The organism is Streptomyces sp. NPDC013455 (assembly GCF_040632975.1).
In the GTDB taxonomy this organism is placed as follows: domain Bacteria; phylum Actinomycetota; class Actinomycetes; order Streptomycetales; family Streptomycetaceae; genus Streptomyces.
Window position 1 is genome coordinate 415,265 of sequence record NZ_JBEYCX010000001.1, and the last position, 23,429, is coordinate 438,693.

22 protein-coding genes, 1 other RNA gene, 2 pseudogenes and 1 riboswitch are annotated in these 23,429 nt (G+C 72.8%); of the genes and pseudogenes, 12 read left to right on the forward strand and 13 right to left on the reverse strand.

Features of this window, described 5'->3' with window-relative positions; all coding sequences use genetic code 11:
• Positions 1–27: 27 nt before the first annotated feature.
• The 4 genes and pseudogenes from ABZ576_RS01820 to ABZ576_RS01835 form a co-directional block, all read right to left on the reverse strand.
• Positions 28–735, reverse strand: coding sequence for a hypothetical protein (locus ABZ576_RS01820; RefSeq protein ID WP_360734669.1), 708 nt, complete (start codon positions 733–735; stop codon positions 28–30).
• Between the two features lie 16 nt (positions 736–751).
• A pseudogene (locus tag ABZ576_RS01825) lies at positions 752–994 on the reverse strand (MvdC/MvdD family ATP grasp protein); the annotation flags it as partial.
• A complete protein-coding gene (gene tgmA / locus ABZ576_RS01830; RefSeq protein WP_360734671.1) occupies positions 994–1,260 on the reverse strand; it encodes a putative ATP-grasp-modified RiPP in 267 nt (88 codons plus the stop codon). The pseudogene ABZ576_RS01825 and the gene tgmA, both read right to left, overlap by 1 nt.
• 408 nt (positions 1,261–1,668) lie before the next feature.
• A complete protein-coding gene (locus tag ABZ576_RS01835; RefSeq protein ID WP_360734674.1) occupies positions 1,669–2,097 on the reverse strand; it encodes an ATP-binding protein in 429 nt (142 codons plus the stop codon).
• A gap of 230 nt (positions 2,098–2,327) precedes the next feature.
• Here ABZ576_RS01835 and ABZ576_RS01840 point away from each other — a divergent pair, with 230 nt between their 5' ends.
• Positions 2,328–3,593, forward strand: coding sequence for an XRE family transcriptional regulator (locus ABZ576_RS01840; protein ID WP_360734676.1), 1,266 nt, complete (start codon positions 2,328–2,330; stop codon positions 3,591–3,593).
• The gene (locus ABZ576_RS01845; RefSeq protein WP_360734679.1) at positions 3,590–4,111 is read left to right on the forward strand and encodes an NUDIX hydrolase; all 522 of its coding nucleotides are present in this window, start codon (positions 3,590–3,592) and stop codon (positions 4,109–4,111) included. Before ABZ576_RS01840 ends, ABZ576_RS01845 begins: the two co-directional genes overlap by 4 nt.
• A 167-nt stretch (positions 4,112–4,278) precedes the next feature.
• On the opposite strand, the gene rnpB is transcribed toward ABZ576_RS01845, so the two are convergent.
• The 3 genes and pseudogenes from rnpB to ABZ576_RS01860 all read right to left on the reverse strand — a co-directional run bounded on the left by rnpB (position 4,279) and on the right by ABZ576_RS01860 (position 6,422).
• Positions 4,279–4,683, reverse strand: an RNA gene (gene rnpB / locus ABZ576_RS01850) — RNase P RNA component class A.
• A 115-nt stretch (positions 4,684–4,798) separates the two neighbouring features.
• Positions 4,799–5,578 (reverse strand): annotated as a pseudogene (locus tag ABZ576_RS01855) (EamA family transporter); the annotation flags it as partial.
• 22 nt (positions 5,579–5,600) lie between these two features.
• Entirely contained in the window at positions 5,601–6,422 is an 822-nt protein-coding gene (locus ABZ576_RS01860) for an AraC family transcriptional regulator (protein ID WP_360734682.1), read from the reverse strand.
• Positions 6,423–6,586: 164 nt separating this feature from the next.
• Here ABZ576_RS01860 and yaaA point away from each other — a divergent pair, with 164 nt between their 5' ends.
• Positions 6,587–7,369, forward strand: a complete 783-nt coding sequence (yaaA, locus tag ABZ576_RS01865; RefSeq protein WP_360734685.1) for a peroxide stress protein YaaA — start codon at positions 6,587–6,589, stop codon at positions 7,367–7,369.
• Between the two features lie 84 nt (positions 7,370–7,453).
• Positions 7,454–8,116, forward strand: coding sequence for a bifunctional 4-hydroxy-2-oxoglutarate aldolase/2-dehydro-3-deoxy-phosphogluconate aldolase (gene eda / locus ABZ576_RS01870; RefSeq protein WP_360734688.1), 663 nt, complete (start codon positions 7,454–7,456; stop codon positions 8,114–8,116).
• Here the strand turns inward: eda and ABZ576_RS01875 are convergent.
• From ABZ576_RS01875 to ABZ576_RS01885, 3 genes are read right to left on the reverse strand one after another with little or no spacing between them, the layout of a single operon-like run.
• Positions 8,088–9,680: a bifunctional RNase H/acid phosphatase gene (locus tag ABZ576_RS01875; RefSeq protein WP_360734691.1), complete on the reverse strand. Its 1,593-nt coding sequence runs from the start codon at positions 9,678–9,680 to the stop codon at positions 8,088–8,090. The genes eda and ABZ576_RS01875 overlap by 29 nt on opposite strands.
• A 12-nt stretch (positions 9,681–9,692) precedes the next feature.
• Positions 9,693–10,436 carry a C4-type zinc ribbon domain-containing protein gene (locus tag ABZ576_RS01880; RefSeq protein WP_360735493.1) on the reverse strand — a complete coding sequence of 248 codons (744 nt, stop codon included), beginning with the start codon at positions 10,434–10,436 and terminating at the stop codon, positions 9,693–9,695.
• A 17-nt stretch (positions 10,437–10,453) separates the two neighbouring features.
• Positions 10,454–11,290, reverse strand: a complete 837-nt coding sequence (locus ABZ576_RS01885; protein ID WP_360734692.1) for a Nif3-like dinuclear metal center hexameric protein — start codon at positions 11,288–11,290, stop codon at positions 10,454–10,456.
• Positions 11,291–11,477: 187 nt separating this feature from the next.
• Here ABZ576_RS01885 and ABZ576_RS01890 point away from each other — a divergent pair, with 187 nt between their 5' ends.
• The 7 genes from ABZ576_RS01890 to ABZ576_RS01920 all read left to right on the forward strand — a co-directional run bounded on the left by ABZ576_RS01890 (position 11,478) and on the right by ABZ576_RS01920 (position 18,739).
• Positions 11,478–12,788 (forward strand): hypothetical protein, encoded by a 1,311-nt coding sequence (locus ABZ576_RS01890; RefSeq protein ID WP_360734694.1) that lies wholly within the window; start codon positions 11,478–11,480, stop codon positions 12,786–12,788.
• 96 nt (positions 12,789–12,884) lie between these two features.
• Positions 12,885–13,049, forward strand: a complete 165-nt coding sequence (locus ABZ576_RS01895) for a hypothetical protein (RefSeq protein ID WP_360734696.1) — start codon at positions 12,885–12,887, stop codon at positions 13,047–13,049.
• 646 nt (positions 13,050–13,695) lie between these two features.
• Complete coding sequence (locus ABZ576_RS01900) at positions 13,696–15,438, forward strand: MFS transporter (RefSeq protein WP_360734698.1); 1,743 nt, start codon at positions 13,696–13,698, stop codon at positions 15,436–15,438.
• A 288-nt stretch (positions 15,439–15,726) separates the two neighbouring features.
• Positions 15,727–16,377: a class I SAM-dependent methyltransferase gene (locus tag ABZ576_RS01905; RefSeq protein WP_360734700.1), complete on the forward strand. Its 651-nt coding sequence runs from the start codon at positions 15,727–15,729 to the stop codon at positions 16,375–16,377.
• A 22-nt stretch (positions 16,378–16,399) separates the two neighbouring features.
• On the forward strand, positions 16,400–17,371 hold the full coding sequence (locus ABZ576_RS01910) for an N-acetylmuramoyl-L-alanine amidase (RefSeq protein ID WP_360734702.1): 972 nt from the start codon (positions 16,400–16,402) through the stop codon (positions 17,369–17,371).
• Between the two features lie 83 nt (positions 17,372–17,454).
• Positions 17,455–18,288 (forward strand): hypothetical protein, encoded by an 834-nt coding sequence (locus ABZ576_RS01915; RefSeq protein ID WP_360734705.1) that lies wholly within the window; start codon positions 17,455–17,457, stop codon positions 18,286–18,288.
• A 157-nt stretch (positions 18,289–18,445) separates the two neighbouring features.
• A complete protein-coding gene (locus tag ABZ576_RS01920) occupies positions 18,446–18,739 on the forward strand; it encodes a hypothetical protein (protein ID WP_360734708.1) in 294 nt (97 codons plus the stop codon).
• Between the two features lie 91 nt (positions 18,740–18,830).
• On the opposite strand, the gene ABZ576_RS01925 is transcribed toward ABZ576_RS01920, so the two are convergent.
• Genes ABZ576_RS01925 through ABZ576_RS01935 form a run of 3 tightly spaced genes read right to left on the reverse strand, consistent with a single transcriptional unit; the run spans position 18,831 to position 22,113 of the window.
• The gene (locus ABZ576_RS01925) at positions 18,831–19,901 is read right to left on the reverse strand and encodes a prenyltransferase/squalene oxidase repeat-containing protein (protein WP_360734711.1); all 1,071 of its coding nucleotides are present in this window, start codon (positions 19,899–19,901) and stop codon (positions 18,831–18,833) included.
• Positions 19,898–20,650, reverse strand: coding sequence for a class I SAM-dependent methyltransferase (locus ABZ576_RS01930; protein WP_360734714.1), 753 nt, complete (start codon positions 20,648–20,650; stop codon positions 19,898–19,900). The genes ABZ576_RS01925 and ABZ576_RS01930 overlap by 4 nt, the downstream gene beginning before the upstream one ends.
• Positions 20,644–22,113 carry a glycosyltransferase family 4 protein gene (locus ABZ576_RS01935; RefSeq protein WP_360734717.1) on the reverse strand — a complete coding sequence of 490 codons (1,470 nt, stop codon included), beginning with the start codon at positions 22,111–22,113 and terminating at the stop codon, positions 20,644–20,646. Before ABZ576_RS01935 ends, ABZ576_RS01930 begins: the two co-directional genes overlap by 7 nt.
• Before the next feature lie 218 nt (positions 22,114–22,331).
• On the opposite strand from ABZ576_RS01935, the gene ABZ576_RS01940 reads away from it, so the two are divergent.
• Complete coding sequence (locus ABZ576_RS01940; protein ID WP_360734720.1) at positions 22,332–22,952, forward strand: TetR family transcriptional regulator; 621 nt, start codon at positions 22,332–22,334, stop codon at positions 22,950–22,952.
• A gap of 217 nt (positions 22,953–23,169) precedes the next feature.
• A riboswitch (TPP riboswitch) is annotated at positions 23,170–23,390 on the reverse strand.
• Positions 23,391–23,429 lie beyond the last annotated feature (39 nt).

A 23,429-nucleotide genomic window follows, 5' to 3' on the forward strand; every position in this document is an offset into this window, starting at 1 on the left:
GTTGGCGGCGCAGCTCGGCGGGGTCGGTCATGCGAGGGCTCCGTGCTGTAGGCGGTCGGCGATGGCGTGCTTGATGGGAGCAGTGATGTGGCCTGGGAACCAGGCCCATTGACCATTGGGGTTGCACTCATACCAGTGCCAGACGCCCTCACGGTCCAGACCGAAGTCGAAGGCGCCGAAGGTGAGTCCGAAAGCATCGAGGTAGGCGCGCACGCCTTTGACGATGGCCGGGGGGACGGGCACGGGTGTGTAGGTGAGTCGGTCGTAATGACGGCGCCAGTCCACGCCGGGTGAACCGTCGATGCGGACGGCGGTGAGGTGGTCGCCAACGGCGGTGAGGCGGACGTCGGCGGACTTGCGGACGCGCTGCTGAAACAGGTGCGCGGTGTGGCGTAGATGGTTGTCGATCTGGCCTGGCGTGACGTCCTCGATCCAGACGGTCAGCGCGCGGCCGGTGTCGTCGGTGTACTCGGTTTGCCTGAGCGGCTTGTAGATGACCGGCCCATGTTCGGCGGCGAAGGCGCGGGCGCGGTCGGGGTCGTTCGTGATGAGCGTGGGTGGCACGGTGAAGCCGCAGGCGGCAGCCGTGGCCAGTTGTGCCGGCTTGTACTCGGCGTCCCGGTTGCGCCATGGGTGGTTCAGGTAGTGCGCGCCGGCGAGAGCAGCGAGGATGCCGCCGAGCCCGTAGCAAGGCTTCTTCGACGGCCCATCGGCCGGTCTGCTCGTCCATGGCAAGGTCGGCGGTGTAGGGGGTGGGCCGCCGCCAGTACGCCGAGCGGACGTTCCCCAGGTCGATGCTCCGGGACGCGGTGGCGAGAGTGCCGCCGGTCCCCATGCTGTCGAAGGTGCCGGACAGAGTCACCTCGCGGGGGAAGTCGCCGGGGTCCAGGCGAACCACTGGCACGCGACGCCGGTTCAGTTCGGTGATCACTTCATCCGCGGTCGTGTCGTCCAGGCGCGTGACGACGAGGACGGGCGGCCCACCCACAGCCATCAGTCAGAGTCCCCGTTCTGGTCGCTGCCCTGGTCCGGGGTGCCGTCCAGGCTGGTCTTCGTGCTCGTCTCCTGCGACGTCTCCGACCGCTTGTGCTTGGCCTCCGCCGTCAGCGGTGCGCTGTCGGGGCCGACCCACGCGGGGACCTGCGTGTGCGGGTCGAGGACGGGCCGGGCGGCGGAGAGGACGGCCGCAGTCGGGTAGGGCCGCATGCGTCCGAGTCCCCAGGGCTTGACCTGGTCCAGTGATGTCAGGGGCTGTTGCATGAGTCTCCTCGTCTCTCAGGTGATCCGACAGTGGCAGCCGCCGCCCGGAGCTTCCGGACGGCGAGAGGGGCTCGGCCGGGGCAGTGGATGTGAACGAGCGTTGTGCCCCGGCTGGGGCAGTAGTTGGGCCATCCGCCCCAGGAGACAGGGCGGGCGGCCGTTGCGGTCCCCCTCGCGTTTGAGGGACCGCTGCGCACACCGGCCAGGGACGGCTATGGGGGCGGTCCGGTGTGGCGAGAGTCGCCACGTGCGGCTCCTTGTCGGGAACGGAGTAGGTATTCGGGGCAGAATCCGTGTGGACTTCGTCGAAGACCATGGACACCACCAGCCCGAGCCCAACGGCGACGGCTCCCAGGAGCCCTGTGCCGGCGGTTACCCCGTCGGCTTGCAGCATGCGGTGGCGGCCGGTCATTGGTCGCCGACCTTGATCGCGATCTCGGCCCAGACGCGCTTACCCCAGGGAAAGAGATCGGTTCCCCAGCGGTCGGAGAGGGCGTCGACCAGGAGGAGACCACGGCCGCCGATGGCGTCTGGTCCAACGATGTTCAGCTCGGGCATGCGGCGGGACTTGTCGACCACGGCGACGCGGAGCCGGTCGGAGCGCGGCTGCTCGGCGATCACCCGGACGCTGTGAGAGCGACCGTGGCGGACTGCATTGGTGACGATTTCGGAGATCAGGAGCGTGCCGGTCTCTACGGCATCCTGGTCCATGCCCCACTCCGCGCATGCCTCCCGGACTATCTGACGCGCCACCGGAACAGCGGCGGCCTCGCTCGCCAGGGTGGCGCTCTGGCGCGGGTATTGGCCTGGTCTCACTCGCTCGTTGGTCATGGTCATCGTCACGCCTTGGTCTGGGCGGCTGGGGGGAGGCCCCGCCCGCGTGCCTCGGGGGAGAAGCCTGCGGGCGGGGCGGCGCCGAGGTGCGTTCACGGGTGCGCCTCCCGGCGGCTGACAGTCAACGCGCCGAGAAGGGGATGGGGAGACTCCAGAAGGTGACTCCAACGCGGAGTCAGGTCAGCGGGGTTGGCCTTAGCATCGGTTCCATTCGCTACCCGGGGGAGTTGCAGATGGACCGTCTGTCACCGGATCCGTGTGAGGTCGTCGCCGGTCTGCTCGGGGATGAACGTCTGCTCCGTGCATGCGCCGAGCGGGACATGGGCGCTGTGTTCCGGTTGCTCAATGCGCGCGGTGTCAGTACGCGGCGCATCGCTGCCGCCGTCGACATCACGCAGGGGCGGCTGTACGACTACATGAACGGCAAGAGCCGGGTGGAGAAGCTGACCCTGTTCGAGCAGATCGCCGACGCCTTCCACATCCCTGGCCATCTACTGGGGCTGGCTCGACGCTCGTGGGAGCCCGCGCCGGCGACCGCCGAGCACGAGCGGACGGACCGGCCTCCGCCCGACGGTGACGACCTGGTGGCGATGGATCACTTCCGCAGCGCTGACCGGCAGACCGGCGGCGGCAGGTTGTACGGGGCTGTCGTCCGGCACCTGTCGGACCGGGTGGCGCCCCGGCTGGTCGACATCGGCAGCGGTCCGCAGGTGTTCGCCGCCGCAGCCGCGCTGACCGAGATGGCGGGCTGGATGGCCCACGACTCCGGTCATGACGACCGCGCGGCCCGGCACTTCGCCCGCGCTCTCCCTCTGGCCCGCACCTCTGGTGATCTCCCATTGGCCGCGCACGTCGCAGCGAGCAGCAGCCACCTCGCCCTTGAGACCGGGGATGCGGCCAGGGCCGTCGGCTGGGCGCGGACCGGGCTCGACCTCGCCGCGCAGGGGCCTCGGATTCCCGCGCTGACGGCGCGGCTGCACACCATGCAGGGCCGTGCACTGGCGGTCGCGTCTCAGCGCACCCCGGCCACCCACGCGCTGGAGGCCGCGCACCGCGACCTGGAGGCTTCGTCCGCTGCTGATCACCCGTGGCTGAGCCCGTTCGACGCCGCCGCGCTGGCCAGCGAGTCAGCTCTGGTCCTGCGTGACCTGGAGCAGTACGACGATGCCCTGTCGCACGCCGAACAAGCTGTTGCGCTGCGCGAGGCGGGGCGGGCGCGGTCCCTGGCCCTCAGCCGGATCATGCTGGTGGACATCCACGTGCGCCGAGGTGACCTGGACGCTGCGGTGAGCGTCGGCCACGACCTGCTCAGTACGAGCCCGACCCTCGGCTCGGTCCGGGTGGTGCAGCAGCTTGACGGGCTACGACGGCTGCTGGAGCCGCACCGGGGGTACCGGCCGGTCCGGGAGTACCTGGTTCGGTTCAATGATGCACGCCGCGCCAGAATGCTCCTGCTGGCCGATCTGATTCCGCCACCCCCGGGAGGCACCACCGCATGAGGCCCACGACACCCGATCCCGCCGACACCGACGCGTGGAACGCGTACCTCGCGGAGGGCAACGCCAAGCAGGCCCGCAAGCGCGTGGCGGCCGATGTGCTGCTGCGGGACCCGTCCGGCCGTGTGCTCCTGGTGAACCCCACCTACAAACCGGGATGGGATCTGCCCGGCGGGATGGCGGAGGCCAACGAGCCGCCAGAGGACACCGTACGCCGTGAACTGATGGAGGAACTCGGCCTACGTGTCACGCTGCACAGTCTGCTGGTGGTGGACTGGGTGGCCCCGCACGGTCCCTGGGACGATCAGCTCGCGTTCATCTTCGACGGCGGCACCCTGGACGAGGAGCAGGCCGGCCGGCTACGGCCACGGGACGACGAGCTGTCCGAAGCCGCCTTCGTCACGGCCACCGAAGCCGCCGGTCGCCTCCGTGACCGCACCCGGCGCCGGTTCGAGCACGCTCTGCAGGCACTGGACGCGGGCCACCCGCTGTACCTCCACGACGGCGCACTCTTCATATGACGATCACGTCGCCCAGCTCCGGCGCCCGAGGCTTGGCTGCTTTCATGGCTGCGTACGTCGCCGTGCGATCCCGTTCGCACCAGTGCGGACCAGAGGGCAGCGAGGCCCGCCAGCACGCGACAAAGGGCCCCTGACCTGCGTTTTCGCTGGCCAGAAGCCCTAAGCGGCAGACGAGTCGGGCTGTACGCCGGGTTCTGTTCCGGTGGGTCCTCGCGGGCCCGCCGGCGACGGCCATCCATCTAGGGCCGGCGTTGCCGCCGGCCTCGTGCGGTCTACCCGCGGACTCGGGCGGGCAGCCCTCGAACGTCCGCGCAGGGCGCTTGTGACGGCGCCCCTCTTGACCTTGCTCCGGGTGGGGTTTACCTAGCTGCCCAGGTCACCCTGGGCACTGGTGGTCTCTTACACCACCGTTTCACCCTTACCCAGCACCGAGGTGCTGGGCGGTTTGCTTTCTGTGGCACTGTCCCGCGGGTCACCCCGGGTGGCCGTTAGCCACCACCCTGCCCTGTGGAGCCCGGACGTTCCTCGGGAAGCCCCCTAGGGGGACTCCACGCGGCCGTCCGCCCGGCTCGTCTGCCGTGTGGACCATGGTACCGGGCGACCGCGCCGCCGTGGACCGGTGGCCGTCGCCAGGACCGAGCCCGCCAGGATGAGCGCGAAGGCGGCCAGGACGGGAAGGGTGAGCGGCTCGTCGAGGAAGAGGGCGCCCGCCGTCACCGCGACCGCCGGGTTGACGTAGGTGATGACCGTGGAACGGGTCGGGCCGACCTCCTTGATCAGCTCCAGGAAGGCCACGAAGGCCACCGCCGTGCAGATCACCCCGAGGCCGGTCAGCGCGGCCAGGACGGTGGGGGCGGGGACGGCGGACGGCCGGACCAGGACGGCCGCGGGGGCGTAGACCAGGGCGGCCAGGGTGAGGCAGGCGGCCGTCAGGTGGAGGGAGGGAACCTCCTTGAGGCGGCGCGCGGCGATGAGGGGGGCCGTGGCGTAGCCGAGGACGGTCAGCAGGACCTCGGCCAGCGAGCGGGTGTCCCCGCCGGTGAGGTGCGGGAGGGTGAGGACCGCCACGCCGGCGAGGCCCAGGACCAGACCGGCGGTCCGGCGGACGCCCAGGTGTTCCGTGTCGCCCAGGAGGCGGGCCGCGATCACGCCCACGATCGGCACTCCGGCGATGAGCAGGCCCGCCGTCGAGCTGGAGAGGTGCCGTTCGGCGTCGGTGAGGGTGAACCAGGGGCCGATGATCTCCAGGCACGCGAAGGCCAGCAGGGGGCGCCAGTGGACCCGTACGGTCGTGGCGAAGCCGCCCTGGCGGAGGGCGAAGGGGAGCAGCAGGACCGCGCCGAGCGCACAGCGCGTGAACACCACCACCGGCGGGGACACCGCGTCCACCGCCACCTTGATCATCAGATAGGGGATGCCCCAGACCACTCCCATCAGGGAGAACAGGAACCAGCCGCGTGCAGTCATGCGGTGAGTCTCGGCCGCCGCCTCAAGGGGTGTCTTGAACGCTGTTGCGGTAGGCCGCCGGCGTCACCCCGAGCACCCGGCGGAACCAGCGGGTCAGGTGCGCCTGGTCGGCGAAGCCGACGAGGGGGGCGATGTCGGCCGGGCGCAGACCGGTCTCCAGCAGGTGGCGCGCCCTGGCCACCCGGTACTGGGCGAGCCAGGCGTAGGGGGGCAGGCCCATCGTCGTGCGGAAGGCGCGCAGGAGCTGGTAGCGGGACAGACCGAGGTCGGTGGCGAGCAGGGCGAGGGAGGGCGGGTCGGTGAGTTCGCCGGCCAGCCGGTCGCGGACCGTGCGGGCTATGGCGTCCGCGCCGGGGACGCGGCCGGGGGCCGGCCGTGCCGCGGAGTGGCGGTGGGCCAGGGCGGTCAGCAGCCAGGGCAGGACCGACTCGGTCTCCAGCGGGTCGGGGCAGGCGCTGAGTTCGGTGTGGGCGGTGCGCAGGGCGCGGGCCAGCGCGGGGTCGTCGAGGACCGGTTCACGGAAGTGCGGGAGGCCGCCGAGGGTGCCGTCGGCCAGCAGGGACGGCTCGGCGTACAGGGCCCGGTAGGCGTAGCCGTCGGTGGCGTTGCCGGGGCCGCCGGTGTGCGTCTCGCCGGGTTCCAGGACGACGATCGTGCCGGGCCCGGTGCGGATGCGGCCGCCCCGGTAGTCGATGATCTCGGAGCCGCCGACGCAGACGCCGATCGTGTACTCCTCGTGCGCGTGCGGGGCGTAGACGTGCCGGCGGAAGCTGGCGGTGAGCATGTCGAGCGGAGGCCCGCAGCGGCCCAGCCGGGCGCGCGTCCACCGTGCCTGTTCCCCCATGACGACTCCCCCCGTGCCGTACCGCCTGTTCAGGGTGCAACGCGCGGATGCCCCGCATCCATGCCGGGGCCGGGCCGGGGCGACCGGGCTGCGGGGCGCGCGGGTCGGGGGCGGGCGGGTGGTACGCCGTACCCTGGCGCGGAGGTCTACGTAAGGAGTACGTGTTGCTGGTCCTGCTGCCGCCCTCCGAAGGCAAGGCGAACTCGGGCGAGGGTGCCCCGCTGGAGCTCCGGTCGCTGTCCCTGCCGGGGCTGACCGCCGCGCGGGAGGCCGTGCTCGGGGAGCTGGTCGAGCTGTGTTCCGGCGACGAGGGCAAGGCCCGCGAGGTGCTCGGGCTGAGCGAGGGGCTGCGCGGCGAGGTGGCGAAGAACGCCGGGCTGCGCACGGCCGGCACCCGCCCCGCCGGGGAGATCTACACCGGTGTCCTGTACGACGCCCTCGGCCTGGCCACACTGGACGCGGCGGCCCGGCGGCGCGCGGCGGAGTCGCTGCTGGTCTTCTCGGGGCTGTGGGGTGCCCTGCGGGTGACGGACCCGATCCCCTCCTACCGCTGCTCGATGGGGGTGAAGCTGCCGGGGCTCGGGGCGCTGGCCGGGCACTGGCGGGCGCCGATGGCCGAGGTGCTGCCGGAGGCGGCCGGCGAGGGACTGGTGCTGGATCTGCGGTCCTCCGCCTACGCGGCGGCCTGGCGGCCGAAGGGCGAGGTGGCGGGGCGGACGGCGACCGTGCGGGTGCTGCACGCGCCGACGCGGAAGGTCGTGAGCCACTTCAACAAGGCGACCAAGGGGCGGATCGTCCGCGGCCTGCTGACGTCCGGGAACGCGCCGCGGGACCCCGCTGAGCTGGTGGAGGCGCTGCGGGAGCTGGGGTACGCCGTGGAGGCGGAGGCGCCGGGCAGGGCGGGCAAGGCCTGGTCGCTGGACGTGCTGGTGGACGAGGTGCACTGAGGACGGGCACGACCGGCGCCCCCATGCGTTGCAGCATGCGCAACGCTCATTGCGAGTGGTGCGGGGGCTGGGCACGATGAGGGCATGACCTCGCCGCTGCCCTCCTTCCCGGCCGCCTCCGTGCTGGACCTCGCGCCCGTCGTCCCCGTGGTGGTGCTGGCCGACGCGGCCGACGCCGTCCCGCTGGCGCGGGCGCTGGTGGCGGGCGGGCTGCCGGCGGTCGAGGTGACCTTGCGGACCCCGGCCGCGCTGGACGCGATACGGGCGATCGCCGCCGAGGTTCCCGGGGCCGTGGTCGGGGCGGGCACGGTGATCACGCCGGAGCAGGTGGGCGCGTGCGTGGCGGCCGGGGCGCGCTTCCTGGTCAGCCCCGGCTGGACGGAGGCCCTGCTGACGGCGATGCGCGGGGCCGGGGTGCCGTTCCTGCCGGGGGTGTCGACCACCTCGGAGGTCGTCGCGCTGCTGGAGCGCGGGGTGCGGGAGATGAAGTTCTTCCCGGCGCAGGCGGCGGGCGGTACGGCTTATCTGAAGTCGCTCGCCGGTCCGTTGCCGCAGGCCCGGTTCTGTCCGACCGGCGGGATCGGCCCGCGGACCGCGCCGGAGTACCTGGCGCTGCCCAACGTCGGCTGTGTGGGCGGCAGCTGGATGGTCCCGGCGGAGGCGGTGGCCGCCGGGGACTGGGGCCGGATCGAGGAGCTGGCGCGGGCCGCGGCCGGGCTCAGCCCCGCAGGTGGGACGTGTCGTTGAAGAGCCGTACGCTCGCGTTGCCGTCGGCGTAGTACGCCACCGCCGACAGGGAGGCCGCCGACAGTTCCATCCGGAACAGCGCCGCGGGCGGGGCGCCGAGCGCGAGACGGACCAGGGTCTTGATCGGCGTGACGTGGGTGACCAGCAGGACCGTGCGGCCGGCGTGCGCCGCGACCAGCTTGTCGCGGGTGGCGGCGATCCGGGTGGCCGTCTCGGCGAAACTCTCGCCGCCGCCGGTGGGGTGGGCCTCCGGGTCGGCGAGCCAGGCGTTCAGGTCGGCCGGGTAGCGCTCGCGGACCTCGCCGAAGGTGAGGCCCTCCCAGGCGCCGAAGTCCGTTTCACGCAGGCCGTCCTCGACGGTGACGTCCAGGCCGAGGCGGCCGGCGACGATGGCGGCGGTTTCGCGGGTGCGGGCGAGGGGGGAGGTGACGACGGCCTGGACGGTGCCCCGCCTGGCCAGGGCCGCGGCGACGCGCTGCGCCTGTGCCCGGCCGGCGGCGGACAGGGACGGGTCGGTGCCGCCGCTGCCGGAGAAGCGCTTCTGGGGGGTCAGCGGGGTCTCGCCGTGGCGCAGCAGGACCAGGGTGGCGGGGGCGCCGAGGTCGGGGGCGGCGCTCCAGCCGGGCGCACTGGTGCGCTGCTCGCCCGGGGCCGCGCCGTCGGGGCCGGCGGGCCGCTCCCCGGCGGGTGCCGCGCCCCGCGGGACGGACGCCGCCCCGGCGGTACGACCACCCGCGGCGGCCTCCGTCCGACGCACCGCTTCCGCTTCGGACTGACGTGCTGCCCCCGCCTCGGCCTGACGTGCCGCCTCGGCTTCGGACTGACGTGCTGCCCCCGCTTCAGCCTGACGTGCCGCCTCGGCTTCGGCCTGACGTGCCGCCTCCGCTTCGACCTGACGCACGGCCCCCGCTTCAGCCCGACGTGCCGCCTCCGCTTCGACCTGACGCACCGCTTCCGCTTCGACGTCGTCCGCGGCCGGGGCGGCCACCGGCCGTACCGGAGCCGCGGGCCGTACCGGAGCCGCGGCCCGGCCCTCCGCCAGGGCCGCGCGGGCCTTCGCCGCGCCCGCCGCCGCGTCCCCGGGCGGACCCGACGGCTCGGGCACGGCGGGGGTGTCCAGGTCCGCGCGGGACGCCGACGGCGACCACTGCCGGCCCTTCGCCCCCGCGTCCATCGCCTCGTTGGCCAAGCGGTCCGCGTGCTTGTTCCGCTCGCGGGGGATCCACTCGTAGGTGACCTGCTCCGGCGGGAAGACCGTGCGTGCCTCGGCCGCCAGCGGCTTCATGCCGGGGTGCTTGATCTTCCAGCGGCCCGACATCTGCTCGACGACGAGCTTGGAGTCCATCCGGACGTGGACCGCCGCACCGGGGTCGAGGGCGTGCGCCGCGCGGAGCCCGGCCAGCAGGCCGCGGTACTCGGCGACGTTGTTCGTGGCGACGCCGATGTACTCCGCCGCCTCCGCCAGGGTCTCACCCGTCACCGCGTCGAGGACCACGCTGCCGTAGCCCGCGGGCCCGGGGTTGCCCCGTGACCCGCCGTCGGCCTCGACGATGAACTCCCGCACCCCGAAAGCCCCCTACAGACCCGACTCGGCCGTACGCACCAGGATCCGGCGGCAGTTCTCGCAGCGCACGACGGTGTCCGGCGCGGCCCGGCGGATCTCGTTCAGCTCGGTGATGGCGAGCTCCTGCCGACAGCCCTGGCAGGTGCGGGCGTACAGCTTGGCCGCTCCGATGCCGCCCTGCTGCCGGCGCAGCTTGTCGTAGAGACCCAGGAGTTCGGCGGGCACGGAGGCGGCGACGACCTCGCGCTCCTTCGTGACCGAGGCGGTCTCGGTGTCGATCTCCTCGAAGGCCGCGTCCCGGCGGCCGGTGGCGTCGTCGATCTTCGACTGCACCGAGGAGACCCGCTCGGTCAGCTCGTTCACCCGCTCCTGCGCGGCCTCGCGGCGCTCCATGACCTCCAGGACGACGTCCTCCAGGTCGCCCTGCCGCTTGGCGAGGGAGACGATCTCGTGCTGCAGGTTGGACAGGTCCTTCGGCGAGCTGACCGCGCCGGAGTCCAGGCGCTGCTGGTCGCGGGCGGCGCGCTGGCGCACCTGGTCGACGTCCTGCTCGGCCTTGGTCTGCTCGCGGGCGCAGTCGCTCTCCTCGGTCTGCGCGGCCACGAGCAGGTCGCGCAGCTGCGTGAGGTCCTTGGTCAGCGACTCGATCTCGGCGTGCTCGGGAAGCGACCTCCGCTTGTGCGCGAGCTGCTGGAGACGGACGTCGAGGGCCTGGACGTCGAGGAGTCGGATCTGGTCGGCGGGCGCGGCGTTCAGTTGGGGGCTCCCAGGGGTTAGTCGGTAGGGGTGGACGCCGCGTGGGCGGTCCAGGGGTCGGTGACCGTCTTGGAGACGTGGACGCGCAGGTCCCAGCCGTGACGGTCGGAAATCTCGTCCAGCTGGCTCGCGGCCAGCTCGCACCAGGGCCACTCGGTGGCCCAGTGCGCCGCGTCGAGCAGCGCGAGCGGACTGTGGGCGACCGCCTCCGACGCCGGGTGGTGGCGCAGGTCGGCGGTGAGGAAGGCGTCGACGCCGGCCTCGCGGACCCGGTCGAAGAGGCTGTCTCCGGAGCCGCCGCTGACGGCGACCGTGCGGACGACGGCCTCGGGGTCGCCGGCCACCCGGATGCCCTGCGCGGTGGCGGGCAGCCGCTCGGCGGCGCGGGCGGCCAGTTCCCGGACGGTGAGGGGGTGGTCGAGCTCGCACACCCGGCCGAGGCCCCGGCACCCGTGCGGGTCGGTGGGGTCCGGCACGAGGGGGCGTACGACCCGCAGGTCCAGCGCGCCGGCGAGGGCGTCGGACACGCCCGGGTCGGCGGTGTCGGCGTTGGTGTGGGCGACGTGCAGCGCGATGTCGTTCTTGATCAGCGTGTGCACGACCCGGCCCTTGAAGTGCGTGGCCGCGACCGTCGTCGTACCGCGCAGGTAGAGCGGGTGGTGGGTGACCAGCAGATCGGCGCCGAGCCGCACCGCCTCGTCGACGATCGCCTGGACGGGGTCGACGGCGAACAGGACCCGAGTGACCTGCTGCTCGGGGTCGCCCACCACCGTGCCGACCGCGTCCCAGGACTCGGCCCGCTCGGCGGGCCACAGGTTCTCCAGCGCGGCGATGACTTCAGACAGACGGGGCACGGGGCAAGGCTACCTGGCTGATCGGCGGGGCTGTACCGCATCGGCCCGGTCTGGCCCCGGTCAGCACACAAGCCCCGGTTTCCTCTGGTGAATCGCTTCTGCGCCACCCGTACGTGTGAAGCGGTGGACGGCCGGTCCCCCGCCTGTGCGTGCGAAAACTAGCTTCGTCGCCGGAGGTGACCGAACGATGACGGTCTGTGCGATCGACCCCCCCTCCACGAGGGGGGCCGACGGCGCGCCGGGTGCGGGATGCGTGATCACGGCGGACGGCGCGTACGCGGCCCGGCTCGCGCGGGAGGGTGACTCCTGGTTCCCGGAGCGCTGGACCCTGGACGGACCGGAGCCCTACGCGGTGCCGCTGCCCGGCAACCAGCCGGAGGAGCCCGGCACCGGGGTGCAGCCGATGGGCGACGGGCGGGTGCTGATCCACCGTCTGGTGGACGGGCGGCACGCCTTCTCGCTGCTGTACCCGACCGGGCCCGGTACCGGAGAACTGCCGCTGGGCTCGGTGGAGTGCCCGGAGCCGGGCACCCGGCTCGGGCTGCTGCCGCCGGCGCCGGGGGGCACGAAGGCGTACGCCCTCGCCGCCGGCCCGCGTTCCAGTGCGGTGTGGCTGGTGGCGGGCGGGGCGTTCGGCCCGCAGCGGCTGGCGGAGGTGCCGGGGCGCTGTTCGGGCGGGGTCTGGCTGGACCGGGACGGACGGCTGCTGGCGCTCGACCGGCAGCTGGGCGGCCGTACCAAGACGGTCGTGGTGGACCTGGGGCGCGCCGGCGAGGTCTCGCCGCTGCTGCAGATCGCGGACGGCAGCGACGACCGGCTGCTGCTCGCCGATCCCGACAGCGGACTGCTGCTGATCTCCTCCGACGCGCCGTCGCCCGGGCAGGAACGATTGGGCTGGGGCGTGCTCGGCAGCACCCTGCCGGTGCGGTTCCCGGAGTGCCTGCGGGTGCCGGAGTGCACGGTGACTCCCTTCGCGATCCAGCCGGGGCAGGTGCTGGTGCCGGAGAGCTGCGGGGTGGCGCTGCGTGTCGACGGGGCGTTCGGCAGCTGGGTGGGCACCTGGCGGCCGGCCGAACGGCGGCTGCGGCACCTCCCGGCGCCCGAGGGCTGGCTGGCGGGCGCCGGGCTGTGGACGGCGGACGGCGTCCTGCGCCTGCCGTACGCCACCTCGACGACTCCGTGCGGCGTGGCGCAGGTGCCGGCACCGGGAGAAGCGGCGAGCGCCGGCACCGGGCCGGCGGGGGACGGCACACCACCGGCACCGGTCGCACCGGCAGCACCGACCGCACCCCGTACACCCCACCCGGCACCCCACCCTGCCGAAGCGCTTCACCCGGCGACGCAACCCGTCGTCCCGGCGGCACAACCCGTCGTCCCGGCGGCACCCGAAGTGCCGCTGCCGACGGGCGAAGCGGGTGAACTCGCTTCTGCCGTACCGCCGATGACGCGTCCCGTGCCGTTGCAGCAGGCGCCTCTGGGGCGTCTTGTAACGAAGTAGTGCCGGTTGGCGTGTGCGCCTGGATTCGGCCCGTGGTGCGCCGGTTAAACTCGCCCGGCTGTACGAAAGATCATGTTGACGGGGTGAATACGTCCGATGAGCGACACCAGCACGACGGAGCAGCTGTCTGCCGACTCTCAGAAGACCGCCGGCCACGGCCGGCACCGGGGCCCGGTCGCGGCCCAGGAAAGCGAGACGACTCCGCACGGCCGGCACCGCAAGCCGGCCCAGGAGACGGCCGAGGCAGGCGCCTGGCGGTAAGTGAGCAGGGGGGTGCCCGCGATGCGGGCGCCCCCCTTTTCCATGCCCGGACCCCGGCCGCGCCGCGGCCCCGGCGCCTTGGCCCCGGCGAACGCCGGATTCAAAGGTGCTCCGCGACGGCATCCTCGAGGACCGGCGCGTCGCCCCGCTCGACCGCGCCCACCGTGCCCCGCACCCACTGCTCGGCCGGCGACGGTGACGAAGCTCGGCAGGACGTGCGGCTCCTGGGCGGTGACGGCGTACGACGGCCCACAACGGCTCATGACGGCCGATGACGGCTGATGACGGCTGATGACGGCTCATAAGACTCATGACGGCCGATGACGGCAGAAGACGCCGGCGCGGACGTCCGCACCGTCGGCCGCACCGGGGTCGCCTCGGGCCGATCCAGAACGCGTTCCAGCCCGGCCTCCCCTGCATAGCCGAGCCCTCCGCGGCCGTGAAGGCTCCTGACACCGTGTCGGCCGAGATGGACCGTGGCGGCGACGGCACTCCTCCCAACCCCTCAGGAACACTCCCCCGCCCTGACACTCCCTCAGAAACCCATGGATCGGTCAAGAATTCATTAGGGGCCCGAAGCAACGGAATAGTTGCCTGTGCATACGAGGTTTACCCGGCACCCATGACACGCGGAAGGCCTCAACCCATGACAGACACGACGACCGACCAGCCCGCCCGGAGAGCAGGCGGGGCCGTGGTCCCGGTGCTCGCCTTCGCGGGCATCGTCGTCGCGGTGATGCAGACCCTGCTCGTGCCGGTCATCAAGGACCTGCCCCAGCTGCTGGACACCGCCCCGAGCAACGCCACCTGGGTGCTCACCTCGACGCTGCTGTCCGGCGCCGTCGCCACCCCGATCATGGGCCGGCTCGGCGACCTCTACGGCAAGCGCCGCATGCTCGTCCTGAGCCTCGCCGTCATGGTGGTCGGCGCCCTGGTCAGCGCGCTCACCAGCGAACTGCTCACCATGATCGTGGGCCGCACCCTCCAGGGCTTCGCCATGGGCGCGATCCCGCTCGGCATCGGCCTGATGCGCGACATGCTGCCGCGCGAGAAGCTCGGCTCGGCCATGGCCCTGATGAGCTCTTCGATCGGCGTCGGCGGCGGCCTCGCGCTGCCCGCCGCGGCCCTCGTCGCCCAGCACGCGGACTGGCACGCCCTCTTCTACGGCGCCGCCGGCCTCGGCGCGCTCGCGATCGCGCTCACGCTCCTCGTCGTGCCCGAGTCCCCGATGCGCGCCGCGGGCTCCTTCGACCTGCTCGGCGCGCTCGGCCTCTCCACCGGCCTGGTCCTGCTCCTGCTGCCCATCACCAAGGGCAGCGACTGGGGCTGGTCGTCGGGTACGACGCTCGGCCTGTTCGCCGCGTCCGTCGTCGTCCTGCTGCTGTGGGGTCTGTACGAGCTGCGCGTCCAGGCACCCCTGGTCGACCTGCGCACCACCGCACGCCGCGAGGTGCTGCTCACCAACCTCGCCTCGATCATGGTCGGCGTCAGCTTCTACGTCGTCTCGCTCGTCCTGCCCCAGCTGCTCCAGCTGCCCTCCGCCACCGGCTACGGCCTCGGCCAGTCCATGGTCGTCGCGGGCCTGTGCGTGGCCCCGCTCGGCCTGACCATGATGTTCACCGCGCCGGTCTACGCCCGCCTGTCCGCGCGCTACGGCCCCAAGGTCACCCTGATCATCGGCATGCTCGTGATCGCGCTCGGCTACGGCGGCGGCCTCGGCCTGATGGACGCGGCCTGGCAGACGATCGTCACCTCCGTCATCCTCGGCGCCGGCATCGGCCTCGCCTACTCCTCGCTGCCCGCGCTGATCGTCGGCGCGGTCCCGGCCTCGGAGACCGGCGCGGCCAACGGTCTGAACACCCTGATGCGGTCCATCGGCACCTCGGTGTCGAGCGCCGTCATCGGCATGGTGCTGGCCAACACCGCGAACGACGTCGGCGGCGTCCAGATCCCGACCATGCACGGCTTCCGGGTCTCGTTCCTGATCGCGACCGCCGCGGTGGCGGTGGGCCTGCTGCTGGCGGTCTTCCTGCCGAAGGCCCCCCGCCCGGCGCAGCACACGCAGCTGCGGGCCGCCAGCGAGGAGGACGCGGCACTGGAGCGGGCCGAGGAGGTACTGCGGGGCTTCCGCGGACGGGTCCTGGGCGCCGACGGCGTCCCGGTGGCGCGGGCCAAGGTCACGCTGATCGACCGGCGGGGGCGGCAGGCGGGGGCGACGCTCACCGGCACGGACGGCAGCTACGTCCTGGCGGTGCCGGGCGAGGGGGCCTACGTGCTCGCCGCGACGGCCTCCGGCCATGCGCCGCTCGCCTCGTCCGCCACGCACTCCGGTGAGGAGCGGGCCGTGGACCTGGATCTCTCCCTGCCGGGTGAGACGGTGACCGCTTAGCTCCTGCGCGGTACCGCACAACGGCATCGCGCGGCTGCGACTGCGACTGCGGAATGCCGCCGCGGCTACGGCTACGGCTCCGGCTACGGCTACGGCTACGGCTACGGCTACGGCTACATCGTGGGTTGCCGCGCGATGGCCCCTCGCGGCTGCGACTGCGGCTGCGGCGCGGGCTGCCGCGCCGTTCGCCGCACTCCTTCCGGGCGCTGCACGCACCCCCCGTCACCCGGGTGGCGGGGGGTGCGGCAGCATGGGCGGTCGGATTGATGTACGACCGAAAGGCGCCCCATGCCCGCCGCTCCCCAGCCCGAGATCCTGGCCGCGTTCGAGGCGGCGAAGGGGTTCATGCCCCTGGACGAGGGGCTCGCCCTCTACGACGCCGCCGTCGGCGCCGGGCGGCTCGGGCTGCCGCTGCTTGAGGTCGGCACGTACTGCGGCCGGTCCACCGTGCTGCTCGCCGACGCGGCCCGCGCGGCCGGCGTCACGGCACTGACCATCGACCACCACCGGGGCAGCGAGGAGCAGCAGCCCGGCTGGGACTACCACGACCCGGAGACGGTCGACCCCGAGATCGGGCTGATGGACACGCTGCCCGCCTTCCGGCGCACGCTGTTCCGGGCGGGCCTGGAGGAGCACGTCGTCGCCCTCGTCGGCCGCTCCCCGCAGATCGCGGAGATCTGGAACTCCCCGCTCGGCCTCGTCTTCATCGACGGCGGCCACACCGACGAGCACGCGAGCGCCGACTACGAGGGCTGGGCCCCCCACGTGGCCGAGGGCGGCCTGCTGGTCATCCACGACGTCTTCCCCCATCCGGAGGACGAGTTCACGGGCCAGGCTCCGTACCGGGTGTACCTGCGGGCCCTGGAATCCGGGGCGTTCACGGAGGTGGCGGTGGCCGGCTCGCTGCGTGTCCTGCGGCGAACGGGGGCGGGGATCTGAGGCTCCGGTTAGAGTCGCAGACGTGTCGTACACAGGACCGGACTTCGATCCCCCGCAGCAGCGCCGGACCCGGCGCGGCCCGCTGACCGTGGCACTCGCGGCGCTGGTGCCCGGCGCGCTGCTCGGCTGGCTGGTGTACGAGGCGGTGGGCGGCGGGCCCGACGGCGAGGACCGTACGGCCTCCCCCACGAAGGCCTCCAGCACCGCCGCCGGGTCCTCCCCGGCGTCCTCGGCCCCGGCCTCCTCCCCGAGCGACGACGGCAAGGTGTCCGCCTCGCCGTCGAAGTCGCCCTCGGCCGAGCCGGGCGGCTCCGGGCCGCTCAAGGGGAAGGTGGTCGTCATCGACCCGGGGCACAACCCGGGCAACTTCCGGCACACCGCCGAGATCAACCGCCAGGTGGACATCGGCACGAACCGCAAGGAGTGCGACACCACCGGGACCTCCACCAACGACGGTTACACCGAGGCCGAGTTCACCGTCGACGTCGCCCACCGGCTGCGCACGCTCCTGGAGAAGCAGGGCGCGACGGTGAAGCTGACCCGCGACGGCGACAGCCCGGCCTGGGGTCCGTGCGTGGACGAGCGGGCGCGGATCGGCAACACCGCGCGCGCGGACGCGGCCATCTCGATCCACGCCGACGGCTCCGCCGAGGGCAACCGCGGGTTCCACGTCATCCTGCCGGGATCGGTGCACGCCGGTGCCGCCGACACCCGCGCCATCGTCGGCCCGTCCCACGACCTCGGGGTGCGCATCGCGGGCACCTTCCTGCGCGAGACCGGTGAGCCGCCCTCCAACTACCTCGGCGAAGGTACCGGTCTCGTCACGCGTACGGACCTGGGTGGTCTCAATCTGTCAACGGTTCCCAAGGTGTTCATCGAGTGCGGCAACATGCGCGATAGCAAGGACGCGGCACTGCTGACCAGCGGAGCCTGGCGGCAGAAGGCGGCGCAAGGGATGTCTGAGGGAATCGTGAGTTTCCTGCGTCGGTCCTGACCGGTGGGCGGAACCGGCCGGACAGCCGGATCTTGCGGACGGTAGTGTCTACCGACGACGAGACGACCTACGAAGGACCTGAAGTGAATATCCGCTCCCTCACTAGAGGCGACGGCGTGGTGATCGGAGCAGCGGTGTTGCTGTTCATCGCGTCGTTCCTCGACAACTACTCCGTGGACGGCGCCCCGGACGACTACGATCTCCCGAACCTCTGGGCAAGCGGACCGGTCCTGATGAGCGTCGTGCTGGCGGGGATCTTCGGCGCCGTGCTCATCGTCCTCGCCCGGTCGCTGCCGCAGCCGCGCAAGGTGGCCGGTCTCGAACTCGGAACGCTGGGCGCCGCGTTCGCGGTGTTCGCCGCGTGGAGCGCGCTCGGCAACATCTTCGACCCGTCCGGCGGTGCGAACAACGTCGGCGGCGGCTCCAGCGACGGTCCGAGCGCCGGCACGGGCTTGATCCTCGCACTCATCGCCACCCTGGTCATGGCCGCCGCTGCCATCGCCACCCCGCTGGTCCCCGCTCTCCAGGCCGCCCTTGTCCCGGCCCCCAAGCCGGTCGCCCCGCAGCCCTACGGCGCCCAGCCGCCCGGTGGTTACGGCTACCCGGGTGCCCAGCCGCAGCAGCCGCAGCCGTACGGCGCGCAGCCGCAGCCGGGCCAGCCGTACGGTCAGCAGCCGCCGGCGCCGCAGGGTGCCCCGGCGCCGCAGCCGACCGCCGGTGAGTTCTCCCCCTTCTGGTTCGCCGTGCCGGTGCAGCGCCCGCTGTTCGCGGAGGACGGCTCGCAGAACCAGATCGCCGAACTGGCGCCGGGCACCTGGTACCTGGCCGTCGAGCAGCGCGGTGCCGCGCTCGTCGCCCAGACCCAGGACGGCCGCCGTGGCGTGCTCCAGGACACGTCCGGCATCCAGCGCGGCTGACCCGGCCCGCAAGCACACCGGCCCCTCGCCCTTCTGGGCGGGGGGCCGTTGCCGTACGGCCGTGTTACGCACGACGTCTGACGATGCGTCAACAGGTGGACGCCGGGGGGAAGCGGCGGCCGGGTTTCACGGTGCGTCGCCCGGCAACCCGCAAGGTATGTCTCCTCGATATCGCAACGGCGCGAATCAGGCCGGCACGGTCATCGCGGTCGTCGCCGACATCATGGCCCTCATCCTCGGCCTGTGGATCCTGATGTACCTGCTGGACGCGAACCGGGGCAACGACCTGGTGCAGTTCGTCCATGACGCGGCCTCCTGGCTGGCCGGGTGGTCGCATGACCTGTTCACCTTCGATGCGGCGTGGGCCCGGGTGGTGGCCGGGTACGGCCTGGCCGCCGTGGTCTACCTCTTCGTGGGCCACGCCATCGCCAACCGCATGCACCGGCACTGAACGGCCGAACAACACACCCCGCCGGACCCCCGGAACACCGTGGTCGCACGACCCGGGGGTCCGGGGGCACCCCCCGGAGGCGGTCCCGTGGTCAGGTGCAGCACTCCGGGTCGAGGCCGGCCGGCAGGTGTTCGCCGCCGAAGACCGCGCAGGTGGCGTCGTGGCCGCCGAGTGCGGCGACGGCCAGCAGCAGGGAGCCGGCCGTCCAGGTGGTCAGCTCACGCGGCCAGACCGCGTCGTCGTCGAAGACGTAGCCCGTCCAGTACAGGCCGCTCTCCGGGTCCCGCAGGTGCTGGATGGACTGGAGGATCTCCAGGGCCCGGTCGGACTCGCCCACCGCCCACAGGGCCAGGGCGAGTTCGCTGGACTCGCCGCCGGTCACCCACGGGTTGGGGACCACGCAGCGCACGCCGAGGCCGGGGACGACGAAGCGGTCCCAGGACTCCTCGATGCGGGCCTTGGCCTCCACCCCGGTGAGGGCGCCGCCGAGGACCGGGTAGTACCAGTCCATCGAGTAACGGTCCTTGTCCAGGAAGCGCTCGGGGTGCCGGCGGATCGCGTGGCGCAGCGCCCCGGCCGCCAACTCCCAGTCCGGCTGCGGCTCTTCGCGCTGCTCGGCGATGGCGAGGGCGCAGCGCAGCGCGTGGTGGATGGAGGAGCTGCCGGTGAGCAGGGCCTCCGTCGTGGCCGTACCGTCGTCCTCGCGGCGCCAGCCGATCTCGCCGCCGGGCTGCTGGAGCCGCAGCACCCACTCCACGGCCCCGTAGACGGTCGGCCACATGCGGTCCAGGAACGTGTCGTCGCCCGTGGACAGGTAGTGGTGCCAGACGCCGACGGCTATGTAGGCGACGAAGTTCGACTCGCGGGCGCGGTCGGTGACGTCGTCGTGGGCGCCGTCGGCGTAGGCGGCGTACCAGGAGCCGTCCTCGTTCTGGTGCCGGGCGAGCCAGTCGTACGCCCGCTCGGCGGCCTCGTGCTCACCGGCCGCGTCCAGGGCCATGGCGGCCTCGGTGTGGTCCCAGGGGTCCAGGTGGTGCCCCCGGAACCACGGGATCGCCCCGTCCTCCCGCTGTACGGCGAGGATGCCGGCGACGGTCGCGGCGGCCTGCTCTGCGGTGAGGACCCCGGGCAGCACCAGGTGTTCCGTCCGGGGGGTGGTCACCGGCCGGCCACCCCGGCGTTCTCGGCGAGGCGGGGCAGGTGCGGCTTGGTCGCGTAGACCACGAAGCTCTTGCCGATCAGCGGATTGAGCGCCTGCTCGGCGAGGCGGGTGGCGAGCGGCTTCTTCATGATGTCCCAGACCAGCAGCTTGTGGTACGCCCGCACCGGCAGCGCCTTGTCGTTGTCGACGCCGAACGCGCACTTCAGCCACCAGTACGGCGAGTGCAGCGCGTGCGCGTGGTGGCTGCCGTACGGCCTGAGGCCCGCCTCGCGGATCCGTGCGATCAGTTCGTCGGCCTTGTAGATGCGGATGTGGCCGCCCTCGACCTCGTGGTAGGCGTCGGACAGCGCCCAGCAGACCTTCTCGGGGCCGTAGCGCGGCACGGTGACGGCGATGCGCCCGCCCGGCTTGAGCACGCGCACCATCTCCGCGAGCACGCCCTTGTCGTCGGGGATGTGCTCCATCACCTCGGAGATGATGACGACGTCGAAGGACTCGTCCGGGAAGGGCAGCGCCAGCGCGTCACCCTCCATCGCGGTGGCCGTGGCGCCCTCGGGGGCCTCCCCGGCCTCCTTCATCGCCGCGAACCACTTGGCGACCTCGCGGATCTCCTCGCCGTTCTGGTCCAGGGCCACGACCTGGGCGCCGCGCCGGTAGCACTCGAAGGCGTGCCGGCCGGCCCCGCAGCCGAGGTCCAGGACACGGTCGCCCGGGGCGAGCGGGAACCGGGAGAAGTCGACGGTCAGCACGTGGCCCTGCTTTCGGAGGAGACGCCTGCAACACTTGCCGGGGCCGGGGGACGGCCGGGGCTGTCGGGTACGGGGGAGTTGCCGGGCGCGAGGGGGCTGTCGCCCGCCGCCGCGCGGCGGGGGCCCGCGGAGCGGGCGATGGCCTCGCGGTAGCGGGCCACCGTGCCCTCGGCGGCCCGTGCCCAGGTGAAGTGCCGGAGCACCCGCTCGCGGCCGGCGCGGCCGAGCCGCATGCGCAGCTCCGGGTCGCCGAGGAGCCGGCCGAGGCCGGCGGCCAGCGCCCCCGCGTCACCGGGCGGTACGGCCAGGCAGGTCTCGCCGTCGCGGCCGGCGACCTCGGGGATCGCGCCGCCGGTGGTGGCGAGCAGCGGGGTGCCGGTGGCCATGGCCTCGGCGGCGGGCAGCGAGAAGCCCTCGTAGAGGGAGGGCACGCAGGCCACCTGGGCGGAGCGGAGCAGGTCGACCAGTTCGGCGTCGGAGATGCCCTTGACGAACTCGACGGCGCCGTGGAGGCCGTACCGCTCGACGGCACGCGCGACCGGGCCCTCCTGCGGGCGCTTGCCGACGACGACGAGGTGGGCGGCCGGGTGCTCGGTGCGCACCTTGGCGAGCGCCTCCACGAGGAATACCAGGCCCTTCAGCGGCACGTCCGCGCTGGAGGTGGTGACGATCCGGCCCGGCACCTCGGGGACGGCCGGATCAGGCGCGAACAGGTCGGTGTCGGCGCCGATGTGGACGACGTGGACCCGGTCGTCGCGGACGCCGAGGTGGTCCACGATCTCCTGGCGGGAGGAGCCGGAGACGGTGAGGACCGAGGGCAGGCGGCGGGCGACCCGCTTCTGCATGCGGGTGAAGGCGTACCAGCGGCGCACCGAGTAGCGGCGCTGCCAGGTCGCGGCCGCGTCCAGTTCCAGCTGCCGGTCGACGGTGATGGGGTGGTGGATGGTGGTGACCAGGGGTGCGCCGATGTCGCCCAGGAGCCCGTAGCCCAGGGTCTGGTTGTCGTGGACGACGTCGAACTCGCCGCGGCGGGCGCGCAGATGGCGGCGGGCGCGGAGCGAGAAGGTCAGCGGCTCGGGGAAGCCGCCCGTCCACATGGTCGCGACCTCGACGGCGTCGATCCAGTCCCGGTACTCGTCCCGCTTCGGAGTGCGGAAGGGGTCGGGCTGGCGGTAGAGGTCCAGGCTGGGCAGTTCGGTGAGGGTGAGCCGGGGGTAGCCGTCGTCGAGCACCGGATACGGCTGGGAACCGATGACCTCCACCCGGTGGCCGAGGCGGGCCAGTTCGCGCGAGAGGTGCCGTACGTAGACACCCTGGCCGCCGCAGAACGGGTTGCCCTTGTAGGTGAGGAGCGCGATGTTGAGCGGTCGTTCCTCTCCCCTGCCGGCCGCGCCTGGACGGGAGGGACGCCCACCGGCCGCGGGGTCCTCCTGGGCGCCCGCTTCCCGGGCCTCAGCGGTCACTCCGTGCCCCCTTCTGCCAGCACTGCCCCGCGAGACTACGACGGGACGCTAATCTAGAACAAGTTTCAGACTTGATCGTTCAAGAGGCTCTGAATCTACCGGCAGGTAGGGGTGCTGTGAGCAGTGGATCAGGTGATTCGCGCCACGGCCGGCGACCCGGCCGCGCCGGGTGACCGCGAGCCCGCGAACGGCCTCACCGACTGCCATGGACGGGACCCATGCCCGCGGAAGCCAGCTCCTCCCGCCCGGCCTCGCCGGCCCTCACGGAACGGCAGGCGGCCCGCCGCCGCCGGATCCTGCAAGCGAGCGCGCAGCTGGCCGGCCGGGGCGGTTTCGACGCCGTGCAGATGCGGGAGGTCGCCGAGTCCTCGCAGGTCGCCCTCGGCACGCTGTACCGCTACTTCCCGTCCAAGGTGCACCTGCTGGTCGCCACCATGCAGGACCAGCTGGAGCAGATGCACGGCACCCTGCGCAAGAAGCCCCCGGCGGGCGACACGGCGGCGGAGCGGGTCGCGGAGACCCTGATGCGCGCCTTCCGGGCCCTCCAGCGCGAGCCGCAGCTGGCCGACGCGATGGTCCGCGCCCTCACGTTCGCCGACCGGAGCGTCTCGCCCGAGGTCGACCAGGTCTCCCGCCAGACGACGGCGATCATCCTGGACGCGATGGGGCTGGAGCACCCCGGCCCCGAGCAGCTCTCCGCGGTCCGGGTCATCGAGCACACCTGGCACTCGGCGCTCATCACCTGGCTCTCGGGCCGCGCCTCCATCGCCCAGGTGAAGAGGGACATCGAGACGGCCTGCCGCCTGATCGACCTGACGGACCCGGCCACCGGTCCCTGACCACCGCCGCCCGCGCCGCCGCGGCACCCCGGGCACCTGTCCGGACACCTGTCCGGGCACCGCGCGCGCCGCGCTGCGCCGGGCGGGCCTGCGGGCACGGAAAAACCCGCCGGCGAAACGGAAGGCCGGCGGGCACGAGAAAACCGGGGCACGAGAAAACCGGGGCACGAGAAAACCGGGGCACGAGAAAACCGGGGCACGAGAAGACCCGGGCACGAGAAGACCTACGAGACGGGTTCCCTTCGCCGGTATGGTCCGGATCAGGTAATGGGGGTCGTCGTCCGGCCTGACTGCTGCCTTTCGACCTCTCAGCCCTACCGTCGCTGTCGGCCCGGGCGGATACCTGCGCATCTCGCCTGAGTCGGCTACTCCGGTGGGACTCCCTCACTCGCCTCGTAGGCTGATTTCAGGATACAACGGGCACCCCCTGTCTGAACCCATCATTTCCCACCAATTGCCAACGCCGGGGCCGGACTC

What these genes read in the sequence shown, in the direction of transcription:
- tgmA (WP_360734671.1), bottom strand. Translation starts at nt 1,260, where the DNA reads ATGCAACAGCCCCTGACATCACTGGACCAGGTCAAGCCCTGGGGACTC.
- ABZ576_RS01835 (WP_360734674.1), bottom strand. Translation starts at nt 2,097, where the DNA reads ATGACCATGACCAACGAGCGAGTGAGACCAGGCCAATACCCGCGCCAG.
- ABZ576_RS01840 (WP_360734676.1), top strand. Translation starts at nt 2,328, where the DNA reads ATGGACCGTCTGTCACCGGATCCGTGTGAGGTCGTCGCCGGTCTGCTC.
- ABZ576_RS01845 (WP_360734679.1), top strand. Translation starts at nt 3,590, where the DNA reads ATGAGGCCCACGACACCCGATCCCGCCGACACCGACGCGTGGAACGCG.
- ABZ576_RS01860 (WP_360734682.1), bottom strand. Translation starts at nt 6,422, where the DNA reads ATGGGGGAACAGGCACGGTGGACGCGCGCCCGGCTGGGCCGCTGCGGG.
- eda (WP_360734688.1), top strand. Translation starts at nt 7,454, where the DNA reads ATGACCTCGCCGCTGCCCTCCTTCCCGGCCGCCTCCGTGCTGGACCTC.
- ABZ576_RS01890 (WP_360734694.1), top strand. Translation starts at nt 11,478, where the DNA reads ATGACGGTCTGTGCGATCGACCCCCCCTCCACGAGGGGGGCCGACGGC.
- ABZ576_RS01895 (WP_360734696.1), top strand. Translation starts at nt 12,885, where the DNA reads ATGAGCGACACCAGCACGACGGAGCAGCTGTCTGCCGACTCTCAGAAG.
- ABZ576_RS01900 (WP_360734698.1), top strand. Translation starts at nt 13,696, where the DNA reads ATGACAGACACGACGACCGACCAGCCCGCCCGGAGAGCAGGCGGGGCC.
- ABZ576_RS01905 (WP_360734700.1), top strand. Translation starts at nt 15,727, where the DNA reads ATGCCCGCCGCTCCCCAGCCCGAGATCCTGGCCGCGTTCGAGGCGGCG.
- ABZ576_RS01920 (WP_360734708.1), top strand. Translation starts at nt 18,446, where the DNA reads ATGTCTCCTCGATATCGCAACGGCGCGAATCAGGCCGGCACGGTCATC.
- ABZ576_RS01940 (WP_360734720.1), top strand. Translation starts at nt 22,332, where the DNA reads ATGCCCGCGGAAGCCAGCTCCTCCCGCCCGGCCTCGCCGGCCCTCACG.